Raw genomic sequence first — 21,942 nt, forward strand, 5'->3', positions numbered from 1 at the left:
GTATGGCGAGCGATTTACCGCAGCCCGAGGCTAACCGAATTCAAAACTGCCTCGCACACAAAAATACGGACAGGTCCCCTGGGCGGGTCACTTCTTCAACGGCCGACAGCATGTCACAAACAGCGACCACCTCGTAGCGCCCAAACCTCACCCACACCAACCCAGCACCATATTGGTCAGATCGACCATGAACGAAGGCCGCAAATACCCCACGAACCCAAGCGCCAGCACCCCCGCCAGCACCGCCAGCAAGGCCGCCTTCGCCATGCGCGCGCGGGCCGCCGCCATCACGCTGCCGCCGGCTGGGCCCGCACCAGCGCCTGCTCCCGGATCGGCAGGTTGACCAGCGCCGCCATCACGCCCAGCCCGATCGAAATCAGCCACACCGTGTTGTACCCGCCGGTGCGGTCATAGAGATAGCCGCCCAGCCACGCCCCCAGGAAGCTGCCGATCTGGTGCGAAAAGAACACCACCCCCGACAGCATCGACAGGTACTTCACCCCGAACACTTGCGCGATGATGCCGTTGGTCAGCGGCACCGTCGACAGCCACAAAAATCCCATCAGCGCCGCGAACACCCAGGTGCTGGCCACCGTCAGCGGCAACAGCAGGTAGCCGGCGATCACGACCGCGCGTGCCAGGTAGATGAACGCGAGGAGGTAGCGCTTGGGCAGCCGCTGGCCCATCGCGCCGGCGGTATAAGTGCCGAACACGTTGAACAGCCCGATCAGCGCCAGCGCCACCACGGCCACCTTCGGGTCGGTCAGGCCCTGGTCCTTCAGGTACGGCGCCAGGTGCACGCCGATAAACACCACCTGGAAGCCACACACGAAGTAGCCCAGCGTCAGCAGCTGGAAGTTGCGGTTGCTGAAGGCTTCATGGATAGCCTGGCCGATGGTCTGGTGCTGGCCAGCGCCGTGCGCCATCTCGGGCGGTTCGCGCAGGGTCAGCGCCAGCGGCAGCATCACGCAGGCCATCAGCGCCATCACGTACAGCGCGTTCTGCCAGCCCAGGCCGGAAATCAGCCCCTGTTCCACCGGGATCATCAGGAACTGCCCGAACGAGCCCGCCGCGGCGGCGATGCCCATGGCCCATACGCGCTTCTCCGGGCTGGCCACGCGGCCGATCACGCCGTAGACGATGCTGTAGGTGGTGCCGGACTGGGCGATGCCGATCATCACCCCGGCGCCGGTGGCGAAGGCAGTGCCGCTGGTCGCCAGCGCCATCACCACCAGGCCCGCCACATAAAGCGCCACGCCGACCAGCATGATGCGCAGCGCGCCGAACTTGTCTGCCAGCGCGCCGGCGAAGGGCTGGCTGGCGCCCCACATCAGGTTCTGCAGCGCCAGCGCGAAGGCGAAAGTCTCGCGGTTCCAGCCGTGCGCCTGCGTGATCGGCAGGTTGAACAGGCCGAAGCCGTGGCGGATGCCCATAGAGAGGGTGACGAGCAGGCCCCCGCACACCAGCACGGTGGTCAGGGAAAGTTGTCGGTTTTGCATGTGTTGGCTCGGTGTGCGGCTGGCTGCGCGGTGGCGCGGCGCCGGCATGGATTGTCTGTGCTTGTTGTGGACCGTGCCGGGACGGCAATCTGGCTTGCCGTGGGCCGGGTGGAGGCGAGTTTACCCCGGGTGCGGAAAACGCGTACGCCGCCACGCTGAAGCCGGCGGCGCGGCAAAAAGTGCCGGCGCCGCGGCAAATGCGGCGCGGGCCTTGCCGGCAGCGGCAAGCGCTTTCCGGTGCGAATACCGCTGCCGGCATCCATTACAATGCAGTGCCCGGTGCCCCGGCGCGTGCACAGTTGTGCGCCCGCGGCAGCCGGGACATCCACTTTCGTAGCGACTCCATGGCGAGCAAAACCAGTCAGTACAGCGAATCTTCCATCCGGGTCCTGAAGGGTCTGGAGCCGGTCAAGCAGCGCCCCGGCATGTACACCCGGACCGACAACCCCCTGCATATCGTGCAGGAGGTGATCGACAACGCCTCCGACGAGGCCCTGGGCGGCCACGGCTCCGAGATCCTGGTGACCCTGCATCGCGACGGCAGCGTCAGCGTGGAGGACGACGGCCGCGGCATCCCGGTGGGCATCCACCCGGAAGAAGGCGTGCCGGTGGTCGAGATCGTCTTTACCCGGCTGCATGCCGGCGGCAAGTTCGACAAGGGCAAGGGCGGCGCCTATGCCTTCTCGGGCGGCCTGCACGGCGTCGGCGTGTCGGTGACCAACGCGCTGTCGACGCAGCTGGACGTGACCGTCTGGCGCGACGGCATGAACTCGACGCTGACCTTCTCCGGCGGTGACGTGACCTCGCCGCTGGCCTCGCGCAAGCTCGAGCGCGGCGAGAAAAAGAACGGCACGCGCGTGCAGGTGTGGCCGGATGCCAAATATTTCGATTCGGCCGCGATCCCGCAGGCCGAACTGCAGCGGCTGCTGCGCAGCAAGGCCGTGCTGCTGCCGGGCGTCAAGGTGACGCTGGTGACCGAAAAGACCGGCGAGGCCCAGACCTGGCAGTACGACCAGGGCCTGAAGGGCTACCTGGTCGAAGCGCTGGCGCAAGGCAGCGGCTCTGAACTGGTGATCCCGATGTTCGAGGGCGAGCATTTCGCCGACCCCGACGCCAACCCCGGCGAGGAAGGCTTTGCCGACGGCGAAGGCGCCTCGTGGGTGGTGGCCTGGACCGAGGACGGCGCGCCGGTGCGCGAGTCCTACGTCAACCTGATCCCCACGCCGGCCGGCGGCACGCACGAGTCCGGCCTGCGCGAAGGCCTGTTCCAGGCGGTCAAGAGCTTTATCGAGATGCACGCGCTGCAGCCCAAGGGCGTCAAGCTGATGAGCGAAGACGTGTTCGCGCGCGCTTCGTTCGTGCTCTCGGCCAAGGTGCTCGACCCGCAGTTCCAGGGCCAGATCAAGGAACGGCTGAACAGCCGCGACGCGGTGCGGCTGGTCTCCACCTTCAGCCGCCCGGCGCTGGAGCTGTGGCTGAACCACCATGTCGAGTACGGCAAGAAGCTGGCCGAGCTGGTGATCCGCCAGGCGCAGGCGCGCACGCGCGCGGCGCAGAAGGTCGAGAAGAAGAAGGGCTCCGGCGTGGCCGTGCTGCCTGGCAAGCTGACCGACTGCGAGTCCACCGACGTGACCCGCAACGAGCTGTTCCTGGTCGAGGGCGATTCCGCCGGCGGCTCGGCCAAGATGGGCCGCGACAAGGAGTTCCAGGCCATCCTGCCGCTGCGCGGCAAGGTGCTCAACACCTGGGAGACCGAGCGCGACCGCCTGTTCGCCAACAACGAGGTGCACGACATCGCGGTGGCGATCGGCGTGGATCCGCACGGCGCCAACGATGAGCCCGACCTGTCCAACCTGCGCTACGGCAAGATCAGCATCCTGTCGGATGCGGACGTGGACGGCGCGCATATCCAGGTGCTGCTGCTGACGCTGTTTTTCCGTCACTTCCCCAAGCTGATCGAGGCTGGCAACGTCTATGTGGCGCGTCCGCCGCTGTTCCGTGTCGATGCCCCCGCGCGCGGCAAGAAGCCGGCGCAGAAACTGTATGCGCTGGATGAAGGCGAACTGGTGGCCATCCAGGACAAGCTGGTCAAGGACGGCGTCAAGGATGGCAGCTGGCAGATCTCGCGCTTCAAGGGCCTGGGCGAGATGAGCGCCGAGCAGCTGTGGGAAACCACCATGAACCCCGACACGCGCCGCTTGCTGCCCGTGACGCTGGGCGAATACGACCTGCCGCAGACCGTGGAGATGATGAACATGCTCATGGGCAAGGGCGAGGCCGCGCAGCGCCGCAGCTGGCTGGAAGAGAAGGGCAACGAGGTCGAGGCCGATATCTGACGCCGGAGCGCCGGCCCGCGATTGGGGGGATAATCCCCCGGTTCGCCAGACCAGCAGGAACGCACGATGACGACGAGATCCCCCGGCAAACCATGGCGCAAGGCGGCAGCCGCCGTGCTGGCGCTGGCCGGGCTCGCCTGTGCGCCGGCGGCGCACGCCGAGCTGTGGGGCTTTATCGACGCCGACGGCGTGGCGCACTTTGCCGACCAGAAGCTGGACGCGCGCTACAAGCTGTTCATGAGAGATGGTGGCAAGCTCGACAGCGCGCGGCTGGCGGCGCTCCAGCGGGGCAAGGCGCAGGCCGGCATGGGCGACGCGGACGGCATCGACCTCGAGCAGCACAAGCTCTACCGCTACGTTGTCAACCATCCCAACATCAAGACCGTCGAGCCGCTGATCCACCAGATCGCCGACAAGCAGGACGTCGATCCCGCGCTGGTCAAGGCGGTGATGGCGGTGGAGTCGGGTTTCAACCCGGGCGCCGTTTCGCCCAAGGGTGCGATCGGACTGATGCAGGTGATTCCCGACACCGGCGCGCGCTTTGGCGTCAGCGCCGACCAGCGGCGCACGGTCGAGCAGAAACTGGCCGACCCGCGCACCAACATCACCGCCGGCGTGCGCTACCTGCGCTGGCTGATGCAGCTGTTCCCGAACAACCTTGAGCTTGTGCTGGCGGCCTACAACGCGGGCGAGGGCGCGGTGCAGCGCTACAACAACCGGATTCCGCCGTACCCCGAGACGCAGCAGTATGTCAGCACCGTGCTGCAGTTTTACCGGTTCTACCAGCCCTCGCAGTCCGCTCGGGGCGCGCGGCCGATGCGCGCCAGTGCCGCTGCCGACGGACCGCGCGTGAAGATGGTGCTCGGCGGACGGCGCGACATGCCCTGACCGGCGTGACTGAACAACAAGCAACCCGGCGCGCCGGCATCAATGTGGCGCGCCGAATTCTTGCCTATCCATGGAACAACAAGACATCACGTTTCAACCTGAAGAGCCGGCCGATTCGCTGACGCTGGCCCGCTACGCCGAGCGCGCCTACCTCGATTACGCCGTCAGCGTGGTCAAGGGCCGCGCGCTGCCGGAAGTGGCCGATGGCCAGAAGCCGGTGCAGCGCCGCATCCTGTTCGCGATGCACGAGATGGGCCTGCGCGCCGATGCCAAGCCGGTCAAGTCCGCGCGCGTAGTCGGCGACGTGCTGGGCAAGTTCCACCCGCACGGCGACCAGTCCGCCTATGACGCGCTGGTGCGCCTGGCGCAGGACTTCTCGCTGCGCTACCCGCTGATCGACGGCCAGGGCAACTTCGGCTCGCGCGACGGCGACGGCGCGGCGGCGATGCGCTACACCGAAGCGCGCCTGACGCCGATCTCGCGGCTGCTGCTCGACGAGATCGACCAGGGCACGGTCGACTTCATCCCCAATTACGACGGCTCGATGCAGGAGCCGAAGCTGCTGCCGGCGCGGCTGCCGTTCGTGCTGCTTAACGGCGCCTCCGGCATCGCGGTGGGCATGGCCACCGAGATCCCGCCGCACAACCTGCGCGAGGTCGCCGCGGCCACCGTGGCGATGATCCGCAACCCGAGCATCTCGCTGGCCGAGCTGCTGGCGCTGATGCCGGGGCCTGACTATCCCGGCGGCGGCCAGATCATCTCGCCGGCGGCGGACATTGCCCAGATCTACGAGAACGGCCGCGGCAGCCTGAAGGTGCGCGCGCGCTGGACCATCGAGGAACTGGCGCGCGGCCAGTGGCAGATGGTGGTGAACGAACTGCCGCCGAATACTTCCGCGCAGAAGGTGCTGGAAGAGATCGAGGAAATCACCAATCCCAAGATCAAGGCCGGCAAGAAGGCGCTGACGCCGGACCAGCAGCAGCTCAAGGCGACCGTGCTGGCGGTGCTGGACGCGGTGCGCGATGAATCCGGCAAGGACGCGCCGGTGCGGCTGGTGTTCGAGCCCAAGAGCAAGAATATCGACCAGCAGGAGTTCATCCAGGCGTTGCTCGCGCATACCAGCCTGGAGTCGGGCGCGCCGATCAACCTGGTGATGATCGGCACCGATGGCCGCCCGCGCCAGAAGGGCCTGCGCGAGATCCTGGGCGAGTGGATCGCCTTCCGCTTCGACACGGTCACGCGCCGCACGCGCCATCGCCTGGGCAAGGTCGAGGACCGCATCCACATCCTCGAAGGCCGGATGCTGGTGCTGCTCAATATCGACGAGGTGATCCGCATCATCCGCGAGAGCGACGAGCCCAAGCCCGCGCTGATCGAAGCCTTCGAGCTGACCGACCGCCAGGCCGAGGACATCCTGGAAATCCGCCTGCGCCAGCTGGCGCGGCTGGAAGCGATCAAGATCGAGAAGGAACTGAAGGACCTGCGCGAAGAGCAGGCCGACCTGGACGTGCTGCTCAAGTCCGAGACCATGATGCGCCGTCGCATCATCAAGGAGATCGAGACCGACGCCAAGCAGTACAGCCCGGAAGACAAGGACCCGCGCCGCACGCTGATCCAGGAACAGCGCCGCGCCGCCGCCGAAGTGCGCGTGATCGACGAGCCGGTGACGGTGATCATGTCGCAGAAGGGCTGGGTGCGCACGCGCCAGGGCCATGGCCACGATCCGCAGCAGTTCACCTTCAAGGCGGGCGATGCGCTCTACGACACCTTTGACTGCCGCACCGTCGACGTGCTGCTGGTGTTCGGCACCAATGGCCGGGTCTATTCCGTGCCGGTCTCCAGCCTGCCGGGCGGGCGCGGCGACGGGGTGCCCATCACCACGCTGATCGAGCTGCAGTCCGGCAGCCAGGTGGCGCACACCTTTGCCGGCAACGCCAGCCAGCGCATGCTGATCGCCACCGCCGGCGGCAACGGCTTCCTGACCACGGTGGGCGACATGACCGGCCGGCAGAAGGGCGGCAAGTCGTTCCTGACGCTGGACGACGGCGATGCCCCGCTGCCGCCCGCGCCGATCGGCGACGAGGCCACGCATGCGGCCTGCCTGTCCGGCAATGGACGCCTGCTGCTGGTGGCGCTGGACGAGGTCAAGGTGCTGTCGGCCGGTGGCCGCGGCGTGATCCTGATGGAGCTGGAGCCCAAGGAGAAGCTGCTGCAGGCGGTTGCCGTGGGCGCGCCAGGGCTGATGCTGTCGGGCGCGGGCCGCGGCGGCAAGCCGTCGTCGCAGAAGCTGGCCGGGCAGTCGCTGCTGCCGTATGTCGGCAAGCGCGCGCGCAAGGGCAAGCAGATCGAAGCGAAGCTGAAGGAGCCGCGCATCGATCCAGTGCGGGTGGAGCCTGCCGGCGGCAATTGAATGGCCTGCTGGTTTGCTCCCCTCTCCCGCTTGCGGGAGAGGGAGCCCCCAATCTGGCGGGCAACATCTCAATCCACCCCCACAAATCCCCCCGTCTGATGCGCCCACAGCCGCGCATACAGCCCCCCATGCGCGAGCAGCTCCGCATGCGTGCCGCTCTCCACGATATGCCCGTTGTCCAGCACCACCAGCCGGTCCATGCGCGCGATCGTCGAGAGCCGGTGCGCGATGGCGATTACCGTCTTGCCTTGCATCAGCGTTTCCAGGCTGTCCTGGATCGCCGCTTCCACTTCCGAATCCAGCGCCGAAGTCGCTTCGTCCAGGATCAGGATCGGCGCGTTCTTCAGCAGCACCCGCGCGATCGCGATGCGCTGGCGCTGTCCGCCTGACAGCTTCACGCCGCGCTCGCCCACCTGCGCTTCCAGTCCGGTATTGCCGTGGGCATCGACCAGGTTGGGAATGAACTCGTCCGCGCGGGCGCGGTGCAGCGCTTCGGCCAGCTCGGCCTCGGTGCTGGAGGGTTTGCCATACAGCAGGTTCTCGCGGATGGAGCGGTGCAGCAGCGAGGTGTCCTGCGTCACCATGCCGATCTGCGCGCGCAGGCTTTCCTGCGTGACATCGGCGATGTCCTGCGCGTCGATCAGGATGCGGCCGCTTTCCACGTCATAGAGCCGCAGCAGCAGGTTGACCAGCGTCGACTTGCCGGCGCCGGAGGGGCCGACCAGCCCGATCTTCTCGCCCGGCCGCACGGCCAGGTTGACGCCTTCGATCACACCCGAGCCCTTGCCGTAGTGGAACCCCACCTGCTCGAAGCGGACTTCGCCCTGCGTGACGCGCAGCGGCTGCGCGTTGGCGCGGTCGGTGACCTTGCGCGGCACGGCGATGGTCTTCATGCCGTCCTGCACCTGCCCGACGTTTTCGAAGATACCGTTGACCACCCACATGATCCAGCCGGACATATTGTTGATGCGGATCACCAGCCCGGTGGTCAGTGCGATCGCGCCGGTGGTGACATGGCCGGAACTCCACAGCCACACCGCCAGCCCGGTGGTGCCGGCGATCAGCGCGCCGTTCATCGCGGTGATGGTGACGTCCATGCCGCTGACCATGCGGCCGGCCAGTCGCGTCTTCTCGGTCTGCTCGGCCATGGCGTCGCGCGCGTAGTCTTCTTCCTGCCGGGTATGGGCGAACAGCTTGAGCGTGGTGATGTTGGTGTAGCCGTCGACGATGCGCCCCATCAGCCGCGAGCGCGATTCGGTGGCGACCACCGAGCGCTCCTTCACGCGCGGCACGAAGTACAGCAGCGCGGCCACGTAGCAGGCGATCCACAGCAGCAGCGGGATCATCAGCCGCCAGTCGGCCTGCGCGAACAGCACCAGCGAACTGACCGCATAGATCACCACGTGCCACAGCGCGTCGACCGCCTGTACGGCGGAGTCGCGCAGCGAGAAGCCGGTCTGCATGATGCGCTGGGCGATGCGCCCGGCAAAGTCGTTCTGGAAGAACGACAGGCTCTGCTTGAGCACGTAGCGGTGGTTCTGCCAGCGGATCAGGTTGGACAGGCTGGGGTTGATGACCTGGTGTACCAGCACGTCGTGCAGGCCGAAGAAGATGGGCCGCAGCAGCACCGCCACCACCAGCATCCACACCAGCTCGTTGCGATGCCGGGCGAAGAATTCCGCGCCGGGCGTGGTCTGCGCCATGTCGACCAGCCGGCCGAGAAAGCTGAACAGCGCCACTTCGATCAGCGCGCCGACCAGGCCCACCACCAACAGCAGCGCGAACACGCCCCACACTTCGCGCAGGTACCAGGTGTAGAAGCGCAAGACCTGGCCTGGCGGCTCGCGGTCGGGCATGTGGCGGAAGGGGTCGATCAGTCTTTCCAGGCGACGCAACATGGCAGGGTTCCCCGTTGTGTGCCACGGCCCGCCCAATCGTCCTTGTGGGACCCCGGGTGGGCGCTTGCGGCGGATCAGACGCAACATGATACGCGCGTTGCCCAATTGAAAAGCCCCGCCAGGGGCGGGGCCTTGTCTGAAGCGCCATGCCGAAACTGCCGCGGCGGCAGGGCCATCAGGGATGGTGGATCACCATGTACGTGAACGGCGGCACGTAGGCCTGCAGCGTCACGAACAGGCCCACCAGGATCGCCAGCACGATCGAGTGGAAGAACACGTAGCGCAGGATGTCGCCCTCGTGGCCGTACCACTTGGTTGCGGTCGAAGCCACCACAATGGACTGCGCGTCGATCATCTTGCCCATCACGCCGCCCGAGCTGTTGGCCGATGCCATCAGCACCGGCGACAGGCCCAGCTGCTCGGCGGTGGTCTTCTGCAGGCCGCCGAACAGCACGTTCGAGGCCGTGTCCGAGCCGGTCAGCGCCACGCCCAGCCAGCCCAGCATGGTGCCGAACAGCGGGTAGAACACGCCGGTGTGGGCGAAGGCCAGGCCCAGCGTGGCATCGAGGCCCGAGTAGCGGGTCAGGTAGCCGACGCCGAACATTGCGCAGATGGTCAGCAGCGAGTAGCGCACCAGCTTGATGGTTTCCCAGTATTCCTTGAACAGGCGCGGCACCGAGTAGCCCATCAGCAGGCCGCCGGCGATGGCCGAGACAAAGATGCCGGTACCGGCCATCGACAGCACGTTGAAGTTGAAGACGGCGCCTTCGATGACTTCCTTCGGCACCACCGGGGGCACCTTCACGACGGCCTTGTCGAGGCCCGGAACCGCGAATTTCCAGGCCCACAGGCCATCCATCAGCTTCTTGAACTCGGGAATGCCCCAGACAAAGACGAACACCGTCAGGATCACCCACGGCATCCAGGCCTTGGCCACCGAGATGCCGGCCGAGGCGGCGCTGGCGCGGGCCTCGGCCTCGAGCGCTTCGGGGTGGTCGACCTTGGAGTCGTCGTGACGGCCGAGGATCTTGGTCGAGGTCCAGATTTCCTTCGGGTGCCAGGCCTTCAGGAACAGCGTCAGCGAGCCCATCGACACCAGCGCCGCGATCACGTCCACCAGCCATGGGCCGTGGAAGTTCGACACCAGGTACTGCGGGATGGCAAAGCTCACGCCCGCCACCAGGATCGCCGGCCAGATCGCCAGCATGCCGCGGAAGCCGGCAAAGGCCCAGATCAGCCAGAACGGCACGATCAACGAGAAGAACGGCAGCTGGCGCCCGATCATCGCCGACAGGTCGAGCAGGTCCAGCCCGGTTACCGAGGCCAGGCCGATGATCGGCGCGCCCAGCGCGCCGTACGCCACCGGCGCGGTATTGGCGATCAGCGCCAGCCCCGAGGCGGCCAGCGGCGAGAAGCCGAGCCCGATCAGGATGGCGCCGGTCACGGCCACCGGCGTGCCGAAGCCGGCCGCGCCCTCGAAGAACGCGCCGAAGCTGAACGCCACCAGCAGCAACTGCAGGCGGCGGTCCTCGGTGATGCCGGAGATCGAGTTCTGCAGCACCTTGAACGACCCGTTCAGCGTGGTGAGCCGGTGCAGGAAGATGATGTTCAGCACGATCCAGCCGATCGGGAACAGCCCGGAGACGATGCCGAGCCCCGCCGCCTTGCCGGCCATCGCCGCCGGCATGCCGAATACCGTGGACGCGACCACGATGCCGATCACCAGCGCCAGGCCGGCGGCCAGGTGTGCCTGCATATGAAAGAAGGCCAGTGCTGCCAGCAGCACGGCGACGGGAATGCCCGCGGCAATGGTCGACAGCGCCATATTGCCTAGCGGGTCATAGACTTGACTCCACACGATCGAAATCCTCCTCAGGTTGGCTCGGGGCCCGGACGATCTGCGAGCCCTGGGCGCCCCGCTTGCGCTTTGCACCGGCGCGCGGCGTCCGCCGCGCGCGGGAAAGAACCAGCGATTGTAGGAACGGGTTCCGTGTTCGCTGCCGTACATTGCGTCATGCCAGGCGTGAGCCACATTCAGGGATCAGGGTTTGCCTGGAGGGCATTGCGGCGCACGTGGGACGTACCCGGCACACCGGCCAGAGTACTCTAAACGGCGCGTGTTGCAAAAGTCTGCCTGCCTGCGCGCGGCCCGGATGACTGGCCCGGCAGCCATGGCGGGGACTGGCGCGAGCGCGGCCGGGCAGCGCATACTGTCGTTCGCCATCAAGCGGGCGCCGCCCGCATCCCCATACCGAACGAGGCTGCCCAATGACTGAATTCCTGCCCGCGTGGCCGCTGCTGACAGCCTTCGTGCTGGCCAGCCTGGCGCTGGCCATCACCCCCGGCCCGGCCGTGGTCTATATCGTGACGCGCACGCTGGCGCAAGGCCGGCAGGCGGGGCTGGCCTCGATCGGCGCGGTGGCGCTGGGCAACCTGGGCAACGCGATCGGTGCGTCGCTGGGGCTGGCGGTGCTGTTCTCGGTCTCGGCGCTGGCGTTCTCGGTGGTCAAGTACGCGGGTGCGGCCTACCTGATCTGGCTGGGCATCCGCGCGCTGCGTGGCGGCGGTGCGGCGGCGGACAGCGGTACGCCCGAAGTGGCGCAGCGCAGCCTGCGCCAGGTGATGCGCGACGGCTTTGTCGTGGCGCTGCTCAACCCCAAGACCGCGATCTTCTTCGCCGCCTTCCTGCCGCAGTTCATGAACCCGGCCGGCTCGGCGCTGGCGCAGAGCCTGGCGCTGGGGGTGGCCTTCGTGCTGATCGCGGCTACGACGGATGCCTGCTACGTGCTGGCGGCGGCCGCGGTGATGCCGGCGCTGCGCCGCGCCGGACGGGCGCGCGCGTTCGGCCGCTACCTGACGGGTGCGGCGTTTATCGGGCTGGGGATCTTCACGGCGACTTCGGGCTCGCGCGCCGCGAAGTAGGTAGAAGCAAAGGAAGGAAAAAACCGCCGCCGCTCAACGCAGCGGCAGTTCCAGGATCCCGCCGGCGGCGGGGCGGGCGCGCATTGCCGCCAGCCACCGCTCGAGGTTCGGCCGCGGCTGGTGCCGGACCGGCAGTCCCAGCCAGCGGTGCGCGGCGCAGGCCAGCGAAATGTCAGCCATGGTGAAGCGGTCGCCGCCGATGAACTCGCGGCCTGCCAGCGCCTTGTCCAGCAATTCGGCCAGCGGCTCGGTGCGCGCGCACGAGGCCCGGATGGCGGCTTCGTCGCGCTCGCCGACGGGCTTGCGCACCAGGTTCAGGAACGCCGTTACCATCGCGGGACTGAAGGCCGTGGTCTGCCAGTCCATCCAGCGGTCGGCCGACGCACGCGCCTTCACGTCTTCGGGCCACAGCGTGCCCTCGCCGTAGCGCGCGCACAGGTAGCGCACGATCGCGTTCGATTCCCACAGCACGAAGGGCTCGCCGCCCACGTCCGTGCCGCGGAAATCCTCGATGACCGGGATCTGGCGGTTCGGGTTCAGGCGGACGTAGGCCTCGGTGTCGAGGTCGCCCTTATTCACGCCGATATCGACGCGCTCATGGTCCAGGTGCAGCTCGCGCGCGCACCAGACCACCTTCTGCACGTTGATGGAGGAGAGTCGGCCCCAGATACGCAGCATGTCGGCTCCTGGAATGCGCTCGCCCGTGCGGCGTCAGGCTGCGCGCGGTTGCTTGGCGGCAGCGGCGGCGATGGACTCGCGGAACAGCTCGCCCAGGATCGCCACGCCCTGCTCGATGCGCTCGGGCGGCACCGTGACGAACGCCAGGCGCAGCGCATTGCGCTTCGGGTTGCTGGCGTAGAACGGCGCGCCCGGCACATAGGCCACGTTGCGCTTCACCGCCTCTTCCAGGATAGCCATGCTGTCCAGGCCCTCGGGCAGCTCCATCCAGATGAACATGCCGCCTTCGGGCGTGTTCCAGGTCACGCCTTCCGGCATGTGGCGCTTGAGCGCATCCAGCATGGTCTGGCACTGCTTGCTGTAGAGCTCGCGGATGGTCGGGATATGGCGGTCGAGCAGGCCGTCGCGCACGGTCTCGTAGGCCACGCGCTGCGTGAAGGTCGGCGTGTGCAGGTCCGATGCCTGCTTCGCCTGGCACAGCTTGAAGTGCAGCTCGGGCGGGGCGATCACGTAGCCCAGGCGCATGCCGGGGGCCAGGATCTTGGAGAACGAGCCCATGTAGATCACGCCATCCGGGTTCATCGACAGCAGCGTCGGCAGCTGGTCGCCGGTGTAGCTGAGCGCGCCGTACGGATCGTCTTCCACCACCAGCACGCCCAGCTCCTGCGCGCGCGCCACCAGCGCCTGGCGGCGCTCCAGCGGCAGGCGGCGGCCGGTCGGGTTCTGGAAGTTGGGCAGGGCATACAGGAAGCGCGCGCCCGCGGTCAGCTCCGGCGTCAACGCCTCGGGCACCAGGCCCTTGTCGTCGGTCGGGATCGAGACGAATTCAGGTTCGAACAGCGAGAACGCCTGCAGCGCGCCGAGGTAGCTGGGGGTTTCCACCATCACCTTGCTGCCCGGGTCGATCATCACCTTGGCGATCAGGTCCAGCGCCTGCTGCGAGCCGGTCACGATCAGCACGCGCTCGACGCCCACGCCATGGCGCCTGGCGACGAATTCACGCAGCGGCAGGTAGCCTTCGGTCGCGGCGTATTGCAGTGCCGCCTGCGGGTTGTCGGCGAATACGCGGGCCGTCGCTGCCTCCATGGCCGCTACCGGGAACGATGCCGGCGAGGGCAGGCCGCCGGCGAAGGAAATGACTTCCGGACGCTCGGTGACCTTGAGGATTTCGCGGATGGCCGAGCTGGTCAGTTGCTGTGCCCGGCGGGAGATGGCCCATTTCATGATGTATCTCTTGTGGTCTGGGGAGGGTGTTTCTGTGAGGCTAGGCAGGCCGGCCGCGGTCGCCCGGGGGCCGGCCGGCGGAAATTACTGCACCTCGACGATCATTTCGATCTCGACGCAGGCGCCCAGCGGGATCTGGGCCACGCCAAAGGCGCTGCGCGCGTGCTTGCCCTTGTCGCCGAAGACTTCGGCCAGGAACTCCGAAGCACCATTGGTGACCAGGTGCTGCTCGGTGAACTCGGGGGTGGAGTTGACCAGGCTCATCACCTTGACGATGCGGGTGACGCGGTTCAGGTCGCCCACGTGCGCGTGCAGCGTGGCCAGCAGGTCGATGGCGATGGCGCGCGCGGCGGCCTTGCCGGACTCGGTATCGATGTCCTGGCCCAGCTTGCCGGTCCATACCTTGCCGTCCTTGCGGGCGATATGGCCCGACAGGAATACGGTGTTGCCGGTCTGCGCGGCCATCACGTAGGCGGCGGCAGGGGCGTTGGCGGTCGGCAGTTCGACGCCGAGGCGGGCAAGGGTGTCGTAGACGGACATGCGTTGGACTCCTGGTCAGTGAATGCGTCCTGGAAGGACAGGGGACGTTTCCGGGGCGGGGGCGGGTGCGCCCTGGCGCACGGCGGCGCGGCGGCCAAGGGCCACGACGGCGATCACCGCTACCGCGAAGGCGATGGTGGGGGCGTCAAGCGGCTCGGGCAGGATCAGCGCACCGCCCGCCAGCGTCAGGAACGGCTGCAGCAATTGTATCTGCCCGACGCGGGCCACGCCGCCTTTTGCGAGGCCGGCGTACCAGAAAAGGAATCCGACAAACATCGAGAACACCGAAACGTAGGCCATGCCGCCCCAGGCACGCGGCGACGCCGCGGCGATCGCCGGCAGGTCGCGCAGCACCAGCCAGGCCGTCACCGGCACCAGCACCGGCAGCGACGCCACCAGCGCCCAGCTGATCGTCTCCAGTCCGCCCAGTTCGCGCGACAGCTTGCCGCCCTCGGCATAGCCCAGTGCGCCCAGCACCACCGCGGCAAACAGGTACCAGTCGGCGTGCTGCAGGCCGCCGGCGCCTTGCCAGACGGCAAAGCCGACCACCAGCGCGCTGCCGGCCACGGCCGACAGCCAGAACCCCACCGACGGCCGCTCGCGCCCGAACCAGGCCGCGAACACGGCCGTGGCCAGCGGCAGCAGGCCGACCACGATGGCGCCGTGGCTGGCCGGCACCTCGCGCATCGCCAGCGACGAAAACACCGGGAAGCCGACCACCACGCCCAGCGCCGTGACCGCCAGCCGCGGCCACTGGCCGCCGCGCGGGCGGCGTGCCGCGGCCAGCGCGCCGCGCATGGCCAGCAGCGCCAGCGCCAGCAGCGCGGCCAGGACGGCGCGCGCCAGCGCGACGAAGATCGGGTCCAGTTCGGCCACCGCCATGCGCGTGAACGGCAGCGTCTGGCTGAAGATGGCCACGCCGATGAAGCCGAGCAGCATGCCGCTTGAATGGGGCGCGGAATGGGGCGCGGCAGGTACGGAAGCGGGCGAGGAGGTAGGCGAGGAGGTAGGCGAGGAAGCGGGCATGGTTGGCCTCTGTGTTCTTGTCGTTCGATTCAAGGCACGCCGGGCCGGGCGCCGACGGCGATCCACAGCGCGGTCAGCGCCAGTGCCGCGCCCATGGCACGGTTGAACCAGCGCACGCGCCCGCCCTCGCGCAGCCATTGCCGCAGCGCCGCGCCCAGCACGCCGTATACGCCGTTGCTGACGAAGCCCAGCAGTGCGAATACGGTGCACACCAGCAGCATGCGCGGCAGCGGCGCGGGGGCGCCTGCCGTGTAGGACGCCGCCACCGCCAGCGCCAGCATCCACGCCTTGATGTTGGCATACTGCAGCGCCGCCGATTGCCACACGTTCAGCGGACGCAGCACCTGTTTTTCGGCGAGGGCCGTGCTGCGCGCGATCTTCCACGCCAGCCACAGCAGGTAGGCCACGCCGGCCAGGTGCACCACCGATGCCAGCGCCGGCTGGCCGAGGATCAGCGCGCCCACGCCCACCGCGCACAGTGCCAGGATGCTGGCAAAGCCGAACGCCACGCCGACGCAATGCGGCAGCGTCGCGCGCAGGCCGAAATTGGCACCGGTCACCGCGGCAATGGTGGTGTTGGGCCCGGGCGTGAACAGGCCGACCGTCAGCAGCGTCAGCAGGGCCAGGAACTGCGCCGCCGTCAGGCCGGTGAGCAGGCCGGAGGTCACGGCGGTCATGCGAACGCCGCCACCACCGCGCGGCGGTTGGTGCGGCTCTTCTTCTCGTGGTCGAAACGCTTGCGGGTCGCGGGCATCGGTGTCTCCTTGGGGATTCTTGTTGTCTTGTTGGTATGCCTAGCGCAAGGTGCGGATGCCTTGCGGCGTTTCGATCTCGGCGGACAGTTCCGGCTGCCCGTCGCTCTGTTCGATCGCGATCAGGTGGTCCGCGCCCAGCCAGGCGAGGCCCTGCCGCAGCAGTTCGGCGCGCGGATGGCGGCCGGACAGCTTGCGCAGCGCCAGGTCCTGCCGTGGCAGGCTAGTGCCAGGATAGGCGGCCACGTCCCACTGGATCAGGCTGGGGAACAAGCCGTCACCGGCCGCATGAGCTTCGCCTTGCCAGCCGGGCAGGGCGCCGTCCTCGGGCACCGTGATGCGCCAGCGCAGGTCGCCGCGCGTCATCGGGATCACCGGCGCGATCCGGGCCGGGTATTGCGACTGCCACAGCGTCAGGTCGGCGGGCCGCTCGACGCGGGCGGCCCAGTGCAGCAGGAACGGACCGTTCTCCAGCCGTTGCCGCACCGCTTCGGTGTCCAGCCCGAACCAGCGTGGCCGTGCGGGGGCGGCGGCCGCAGGATCGATCGCAATCACTTCCAGATAGATGCCGCCGAACATGCCGAGGACGCGATTGTGCGTGCCCATGGCGGCATGCTCACCGCCACCGCAGGGCGCAATCCCAAGCAGGTCGGCGACATGGGCGGTGCCTGCGTCCAGGTCCGGCGCGGCGATGACGAGGTGATCGAGGGCGAGCTTCATCGTGGCTTGATGGTAGACAAGGTTGTCGGTACAGTACCGGTACAGTTCTGCGGATCGTCTTCAGTACAGTTGCAGGAGCAGCACATGGATGCCAACACCCGGGACGCGGATGCCACTGCCGCGAGCTCCCAGCAGCATAGCGGAAGCGGTGCGCGCGGCACCTCCGCCCCGTCGGGCGGACGCCCGCTGCGCCTGGTGCTGCCGCCGACCGAGCGCCTGCCCGACCCGATCCCGTCGGCGCAGATGACACTGGTCGAGCAACTGACCGAATGGGCCCGCATGCGCATCGACGAACGCGTGTTCCGCGCCGGCATGCGCATGCCGTCTATCCGCCAGCTGGCGCAGGAAAAAGGCATCTCGCGCTTTACGGTGGTCGAGGCCTATGAGCGGCTGGTGGCGCTTGGCTACCTGGAATCCCGCCGCGGCTCGGGCTTCTACGTGCGCGAGCGTACGCCGGCCGCCCCGGCGGCGCCGGTGTCGTCCAACGCGGCCGAGGCGCGCAATATCGACGTCACCTGGCTGCTGCGCAGCATGTTCCATACCGCCGAGGCGCACAAGGCGCCGGGGCTCGGCTTCCTGCCCAACGAATGGCTCGATGGCGAACTGATCGCCAGCGCGCTGCGCGGGCTGGGACGCCAGCCCGGCAACCATTTCCTGGCCAGCGGCACGCCGCAGGGCTTCCTGCCGCTGCGCCAGCAGCTGCGCACCCGGCTGGAGGAGCTCGAGATCCGCGCCGGCGCCGAGCAGATCGTGCTGACCTCCGGCATTACCCAGGCGCTCGATCTGATCGCCCGGCTCTATCTGCAGCCCGGCGACGCCGTGTTGGTCGGCGACCCGGCGTGGTTCGTGATGTTCGCCCGCTTTGCTGCGCAGGGCGCGCAGGTGATCGGCGTGCCTTACACCGCCGAGGGCCCGGACCTGGAGGCGCTGGAGCGCATCGTGCAGGCACGGCGGCCGAAGCTGTTCGTGATCAACTCGGTGCTGCACAACCCGACCGGCACCTCCCTGTCCGCCGCCAAGGCGTTCCAGCTGCTGAAGCTGGCCGAGCAGTATGACTTCCTGATCGTCGAGGACGATATCTACTGCGACCTGTGTCCGCCCGGCCACGCCGCCACGCGGCTGGCCAGCCTGGACCAGTTGCGCCGGGTGATCTACCTGGGCAGCTTTTCCAAGACGCTGGCGGCCAACCTGCGCGTGGGCTTTATTGCCGCGCCGCCGGAAATGGCGTCGGCGCTGACCGACAGCAAGCTGCTGGCGGGCCTGGCCTCGCCCGAGATCAACGAGCGGGTGCTGTACAAGGTGCTGACCGAGGGACACTACCGCAAGCATGTCGAGCGCGTGCGCACCCGGCTGGACCGCGCCCGCGACGAGACCCGGCGCGAGCTGGAGCGGCTGGGCCTGCGCCTGTTCCCGGGCCAGCACGCCGGCATGTACCTGTGGGCCGATACCGGCCGCGATACCAACGCGATCGCCACCGCCGGGCACGAAGAGGGCTACCTGTTTGCCCCGGGCAGCCTGTTCTCGCCGTCGCAGATGCCGTCGGGATGGATGCGCTTCAACGTCGCCAGCAGTGGCGACCCGGACATGCTGCGCTTCCTCGCGCGCCAGCTGGAACGGCTCTGAGCCCTCGTTGCTGTGCACGCGTTACATTCCCCGGGCCTTGAAAAATGGCCCGGGCGGCCCTATTTCTGGCGGCACCGGCCCCCGACGGCCACCCGACCATCCCAGATTCGCCTGTTTTCGAGATTCAAGAGGAGAACCATGACCGCACCGCACGAGACGATGAGCTTCCAGGCGGAAGTGAAGCAACTGCTGCACCTGATGATCCACTCGCTGTACAGCAACAAGGAAATCTTCCTGCGCGAGCTGGTCTCGAATGCTTCGGACGCCACTGACAAGCTGCGCTTCGAGGCGATCGCGAACCCGTCCCTGCTGGAGAACGACGCCGACCTGGCCATCCGCATCGAGGCCGATGCCCAGGCACGCACGCTGAAGATCACCGACAACGGCATCGGCATGAGCCGCGACGAGGTGATCCGCAACCTCGGCACCATCGCCCGTTCGGGCACCAGGGAATTCTTCCAGCAGCTGTCCGGCGACCAGCAGAAGGACGCCGCGCTGATCGGCCAGTTCGGCGTGGGCTTCTACTCCGCCTTTATCGTCGCCGACAAGGTCACGGTGGAAACCCGCCGCGCCGGCGTGGGCGCCGAGGAAGCCGTGCGCTGGGAAAGCACCGGCGACGGCGAGTTCAGCGTCGACGCGATCTCGCGCGCCGAGCGCGGCACCACCATCACGCTGCACCTGCGCGAGGGCGAGGACGATTTCCTCTCGGCCTGGCGCCTGAAGAGCATCATTCAGAAATACTCGGACCACATCTCGCTGCCGATCCGCATGCCCAAGGAAGTGTGGGATGCCGAGGCCAGCAGCTACAAGCGCACCGACGAGTGGGAAAGCGTCAACCAGGCCAGCGCGCTGTGGACCCGCAACAAGTCCGACATCACCGACGAGCAGTACACCGCGTTCTTCCAGCACATCGCGCATGACAACGAGACGCCGCTGGCCTGGACCCACAACCGCGTGGAAGGCCGCAGCGAATACACCCAGCTGCTGTACATCCCGGCACGCGCGCCCTTCGACCTGTGGGACCGCAACCACAAGGCCGGCCTGAAGCTGTACGTCAAGCGCGTTTTCATCATGGACGACGCCGAGCAGCTGCTGCCGGGCTACCTGCGCTGGGTCAAGGGCGTGGTCGATTCCTCCGACCTGCCGCTGAACGTGTCGCGAGAACTGCTCCAGGAAAGCCGCGACGTCAAGGCGATCCGCGAGGGTTGCACCAAGCGCGTGCTGTCGATGCTCGAATCGCTGGCGGACAGTGAAGACGAAGCCGAACGCGCCAAGTACGACACCTTCTGGCAGCAGTTCGGCCAGGCGCTGAAGGAAGGCGCCGGCGAGGACCAGGCCAACCAGGAGCGCGTGGCCAAGCTGCTGCGCTTTGCCTCGACGCACAACGCAACCGCCGAGCAGAACGTGTCGCTGGCCGCCTATGTCGGCCGCATGAAGGAAGGCCAGGACAAGATCTACTACGTCACGGCCGATACCTGGTCCGCAGGCAAGAACAGCCCGCACCTGGAAGTGTTCCGCAAGAAGGGCATTGAAGTGCTGCTGCTGACCGACCGCGTCGACGAGTGGATGCTGTCGTTCCTGCGCGAGTTCGACGGCAAGGAACTGGTGTCGGTGGCGCGCGGCGATCTCGACCTGGGCAAGCTGGCGGATGAAGCCGAGAAGGCCGAGCAGGAGAAGGCCGAGGCCGACTGGAAGGACGTGGTCGAGCGCGCCAAGACCGTGCTGGCCGGCAAGGCCAAGGACGTTCGCGTGACGCTGCGCCTGACCGAGTCGGCATCGTGCCTGGTGTCGGACGAGGGCGACATGAGCGGCTACCTGCAGCGCCTGCTGAAGCAGGCCGGCCAGAAGGCGCCCGACGCCCAGCCGATCCTGGAGCTGAACCCCGAGCACGCGCTGGTGAAGAAGCTGCGCGACCTGCCGGAAGGGGATGCGTTCAGCGACCGCCTGCAGGTGCTGTTCGACCAGGCGCTGCTGGCCGAGGGCGGCATGCTGGAAGATCCGGCGGCCTACGTGCAGCGCGTGAACAAGCTGCTGGCCTGACGGTACGCGATCGGTTTGCTCCCCTCTCCCGCGCGCGGGAGAGGGGCGACAACACTCGCGGCTGTTCGCATTGCCGGTCGTGGTCGACCAGCAGCCCGAGCCTTTTGCCATGCCCGACACCGTCCCCCCTCAAACCGATCTCCACCAGGGCCTGCCGCCCGTCATCGACACCCACACCCGCGTGCTGGTGCTGGGCAGCTTCCCCGGCGCGGCCTCGCTGGCCGCGCGCCAGTACTACGCTCATCCCCGCAACCAGTTCTGGCCGCTGATGGCCGCGCTCACCGGCGAACCGATGCCGGCGCTGCCGTATGCCGAACGGCTGGTGCGGCTGCTGGCGCATCGCATCGGCGTCTGGGACGTGCTTGGCGCGTGCATGCGCGAAGGCAGCCTGGACAGCAATATCCGCTATCCGCAGGCCAATGATTTCACGCGGCTGCGCCAGCTGGCACCCACGCTCGAGCGCGTCGGCTTCAACGGGGGCACATCCGGCCGTTTCGCGCCGCAGTTTGCCGCGCAGGGCTATCAGACGGTGGTGCTGCCTTCGTCCAGTCCCGCGCACGCCGCGCGCAATTTCGAGCAGAAGCTCGCGCTGTGGCGCGCCCTGGTGGCGTAGTCGGGCTCGCCCTGATTTTTTGGTACACCGCACGTGTGATGCATCCCGTATTGCCGTGGGCCATGGCGACCCTATACTGCAATCGAGTGACGAATCATTCGAAACCGGGGGTATCGGTCGCTCCTTGTGGTGCGCCTTGCGGCTCACACTTTCGGCCGCGAGGCGATGATGCATCGAAAGTGAGCGTAATTGGCGAGCAAGGAGGCAATCATGTTCAAGCATCTCCTGCTGGCGGTCGATGGCTCCGACCTGTCTGAATCCGCATTCCGCAAGGCGATCGTGCTGGCGCGGGAAACAGGGGCGCAGATCACCGCGGTGCGCGTCTGTCCGAACTACCATGTGCTGACCTACAACGTCGAAATGCTGGAGGACACCCGCGAGACCTACGTGAAGCAGGCGTGGGAAGATGCCACCCGCTACCTGCGCGGCCTGGCCGACGAGGCCGGCGCCGCAGGCGTGAAGTGCGATACCACGTACGCCGTCAATGACCATCCCTACGAAGCCATCATCAAGGCCGCCGAGGAAAAGGACTGCGACCTGATCGTGATGGCCTCGCACGGGCGACGCGGGGTCCAGGGGCTGCTGATCGGCAGCGAGACCCTGAAGGTGCTGACGCACAGCAAGATCCCGGTGCTGGTCTACCGGTAGGCTTGCGGCCTTGCCGTCAGCCGCCGGCTTGCGGGCTGGCGGGGGGCCATATTTTTGCCGGCAGTGGACGCTTCTGGCATGCTGACGACCTGTTCCAATGCCCGGCCACCGTGCCCGCATGCCGC

At 67.7% G+C, this 21,942-nt stretch carries 18 protein-coding genes; 8 read left to right on the forward strand and 10 right to left on the reverse strand.

The features are described from left to right. Positions 1–147: 147 nt before the first annotated feature. Both J8I34_RS28975 and J8I34_RS28980 read right to left on the reverse strand, forming a co-directional pair. The gene (locus J8I34_RS28975; protein ID WP_198030862.1) at positions 148–288 is read right to left on the reverse strand and encodes a hypothetical protein; all 141 of its coding nucleotides are present in this window, start codon (positions 286–288) and stop codon (positions 148–150) included. Next, on the reverse strand, positions 288–1,499 hold the full coding sequence (locus tag J8I34_RS28980) for an MFS transporter (RefSeq protein WP_029049176.1): 1,212 nt from the start codon (positions 1,497–1,499) through the stop codon (positions 288–290). Before J8I34_RS28980 ends, J8I34_RS28975 begins: the two co-directional genes overlap by 1 nt. A 344-nt stretch (positions 1,500–1,843) precedes the next feature. On the opposite strand from J8I34_RS28980, the gene J8I34_RS28985 reads away from it, so the two are divergent. The 3 genes from J8I34_RS28985 (at position 1,844) to parC (ending at position 7,133) form a co-directional block, all read left to right on the forward strand. Then, positions 1,844–3,835: a DNA topoisomerase IV subunit B gene (locus J8I34_RS28985; protein ID WP_029049177.1), complete on the forward strand. Its 1,992-nt coding sequence runs from the start codon at positions 1,844–1,846 to the stop codon at positions 3,833–3,835. Positions 3,836–3,901: 66 nt separating this feature from the next. Continuing rightward, positions 3,902–4,723 (forward strand): lytic transglycosylase domain-containing protein, encoded by an 822-nt coding sequence (locus tag J8I34_RS28990; protein ID WP_029049178.1) that lies wholly within the window; start codon positions 3,902–3,904, stop codon positions 4,721–4,723. 70 nt (positions 4,724–4,793) lie between these two features. Beyond that, entirely contained in the window at positions 4,794–7,133 is a 2,340-nt protein-coding gene (gene parC, locus J8I34_RS28995; protein ID WP_209776366.1) for a DNA topoisomerase IV subunit A, read from the forward strand. A gap of 68 nt (positions 7,134–7,201) precedes the next feature. Here parC and J8I34_RS29000 read toward each other — a convergent pair whose 3' ends face one another. Then, the gene (locus J8I34_RS29000; RefSeq protein ID WP_209776369.1) at positions 7,202–9,031 is read right to left on the reverse strand and encodes an ABC transporter ATP-binding protein; all 1,830 of its coding nucleotides are present in this window, start codon (positions 9,029–9,031) and stop codon (positions 7,202–7,204) included. Between the two features lie 175 nt (positions 9,032–9,206). Beyond that, entirely contained in the window at positions 9,207–10,889 is a 1,683-nt protein-coding gene (locus J8I34_RS29005) for an L-lactate permease (protein ID WP_029049180.1), read from the reverse strand. A 410-nt stretch (positions 10,890–11,299) separates the two neighbouring features. Here J8I34_RS29005 and J8I34_RS29010 point away from each other — a divergent pair, with 410 nt between their 5' ends. After that, positions 11,300–11,953 (forward strand): LysE family translocator, encoded by a 654-nt coding sequence (locus tag J8I34_RS29010; RefSeq protein ID WP_209807638.1) that lies wholly within the window; start codon positions 11,300–11,302, stop codon positions 11,951–11,953. A 33-nt stretch (positions 11,954–11,986) separates the two neighbouring features. Here the strand turns inward: J8I34_RS29010 and J8I34_RS29015 are convergent, their stop codons facing one another. The 6 genes from J8I34_RS29015 to J8I34_RS29040 all read right to left on the reverse strand — a co-directional run bounded on the left by J8I34_RS29015 (position 11,987) and on the right by J8I34_RS29040 (position 16,893). Further along, entirely contained in the window at positions 11,987–12,631 is a 645-nt protein-coding gene (locus tag J8I34_RS29015; protein WP_209807639.1) for a glutathione S-transferase family protein, read from the reverse strand. 33 nt (positions 12,632–12,664) lie between these two features. After that, positions 12,665–13,855 (reverse strand): aminotransferase-like domain-containing protein, encoded by a 1,191-nt coding sequence (locus J8I34_RS29020; RefSeq protein WP_029049182.1) that lies wholly within the window; start codon positions 13,853–13,855, stop codon positions 12,665–12,667. Between the two features lie 84 nt (positions 13,856–13,939). Continuing rightward, the gene (locus tag J8I34_RS29025) at positions 13,940–14,395 is read right to left on the reverse strand and encodes a RidA family protein (protein WP_029049183.1); all 456 of its coding nucleotides are present in this window, start codon (positions 14,393–14,395) and stop codon (positions 13,940–13,942) included. A gap of 15 nt (positions 14,396–14,410) precedes the next feature. Then, the gene (locus J8I34_RS29030) at positions 14,411–15,334 is read right to left on the reverse strand and encodes a DMT family transporter (protein WP_245176221.1); all 924 of its coding nucleotides are present in this window, start codon (positions 15,332–15,334) and stop codon (positions 14,411–14,413) included. A 116-nt stretch (positions 15,335–15,450) separates the two neighbouring features. After that, complete coding sequence (locus J8I34_RS29035; protein WP_209807641.1) at positions 15,451–16,098, reverse strand: LysE family translocator; 648 nt, start codon at positions 16,096–16,098, stop codon at positions 15,451–15,453. Between the two features lie 117 nt (positions 16,099–16,215). Then, the gene (locus J8I34_RS29040; RefSeq protein ID WP_209807642.1) at positions 16,216–16,893 is read right to left on the reverse strand and encodes a VOC family protein; all 678 of its coding nucleotides are present in this window, start codon (positions 16,891–16,893) and stop codon (positions 16,216–16,218) included. An 84-nt stretch (positions 16,894–16,977) separates the two neighbouring features. Here J8I34_RS29040 and J8I34_RS29045 point away from each other — a divergent pair, with 84 nt between their 5' ends. The 4 genes from J8I34_RS29045 to J8I34_RS29060 all read left to right on the forward strand — a co-directional run bounded on the left by J8I34_RS29045 (position 16,978) and on the right by J8I34_RS29060 (position 21,817). Further along, complete coding sequence (locus tag J8I34_RS29045; RefSeq protein ID WP_029049187.1) at positions 16,978–18,516, forward strand: aminotransferase-like domain-containing protein; 1,539 nt, start codon at positions 16,978–16,980, stop codon at positions 18,514–18,516. 138 nt (positions 18,517–18,654) lie between these two features. After that, a complete protein-coding gene (gene htpG / locus J8I34_RS29050) occupies positions 18,655–20,556 on the forward strand; it encodes a molecular chaperone HtpG (protein ID WP_029049188.1) in 1,902 nt (633 codons plus the stop codon). 109 nt (positions 20,557–20,665) lie between these two features. Further along, entirely contained in the window at positions 20,666–21,169 is a 504-nt protein-coding gene (locus tag J8I34_RS29055; protein ID WP_209776388.1) for a DNA-deoxyinosine glycosylase, read from the forward strand. 210 nt (positions 21,170–21,379) lie between these two features. After that, on the forward strand, positions 21,380–21,817 hold the full coding sequence (locus J8I34_RS29060) for a universal stress protein (protein ID WP_029049190.1): 438 nt from the start codon (positions 21,380–21,382) through the stop codon (positions 21,815–21,817). The last annotated feature ends 125 nt before the right edge of the window (positions 21,818–21,942 follow it).

Source organism: Cupriavidus phytohabitans (assembly GCF_017815025.1).
GTDB lineage: Bacteria > Pseudomonadota > Gammaproteobacteria > Burkholderiales > Burkholderiaceae > Cupriavidus.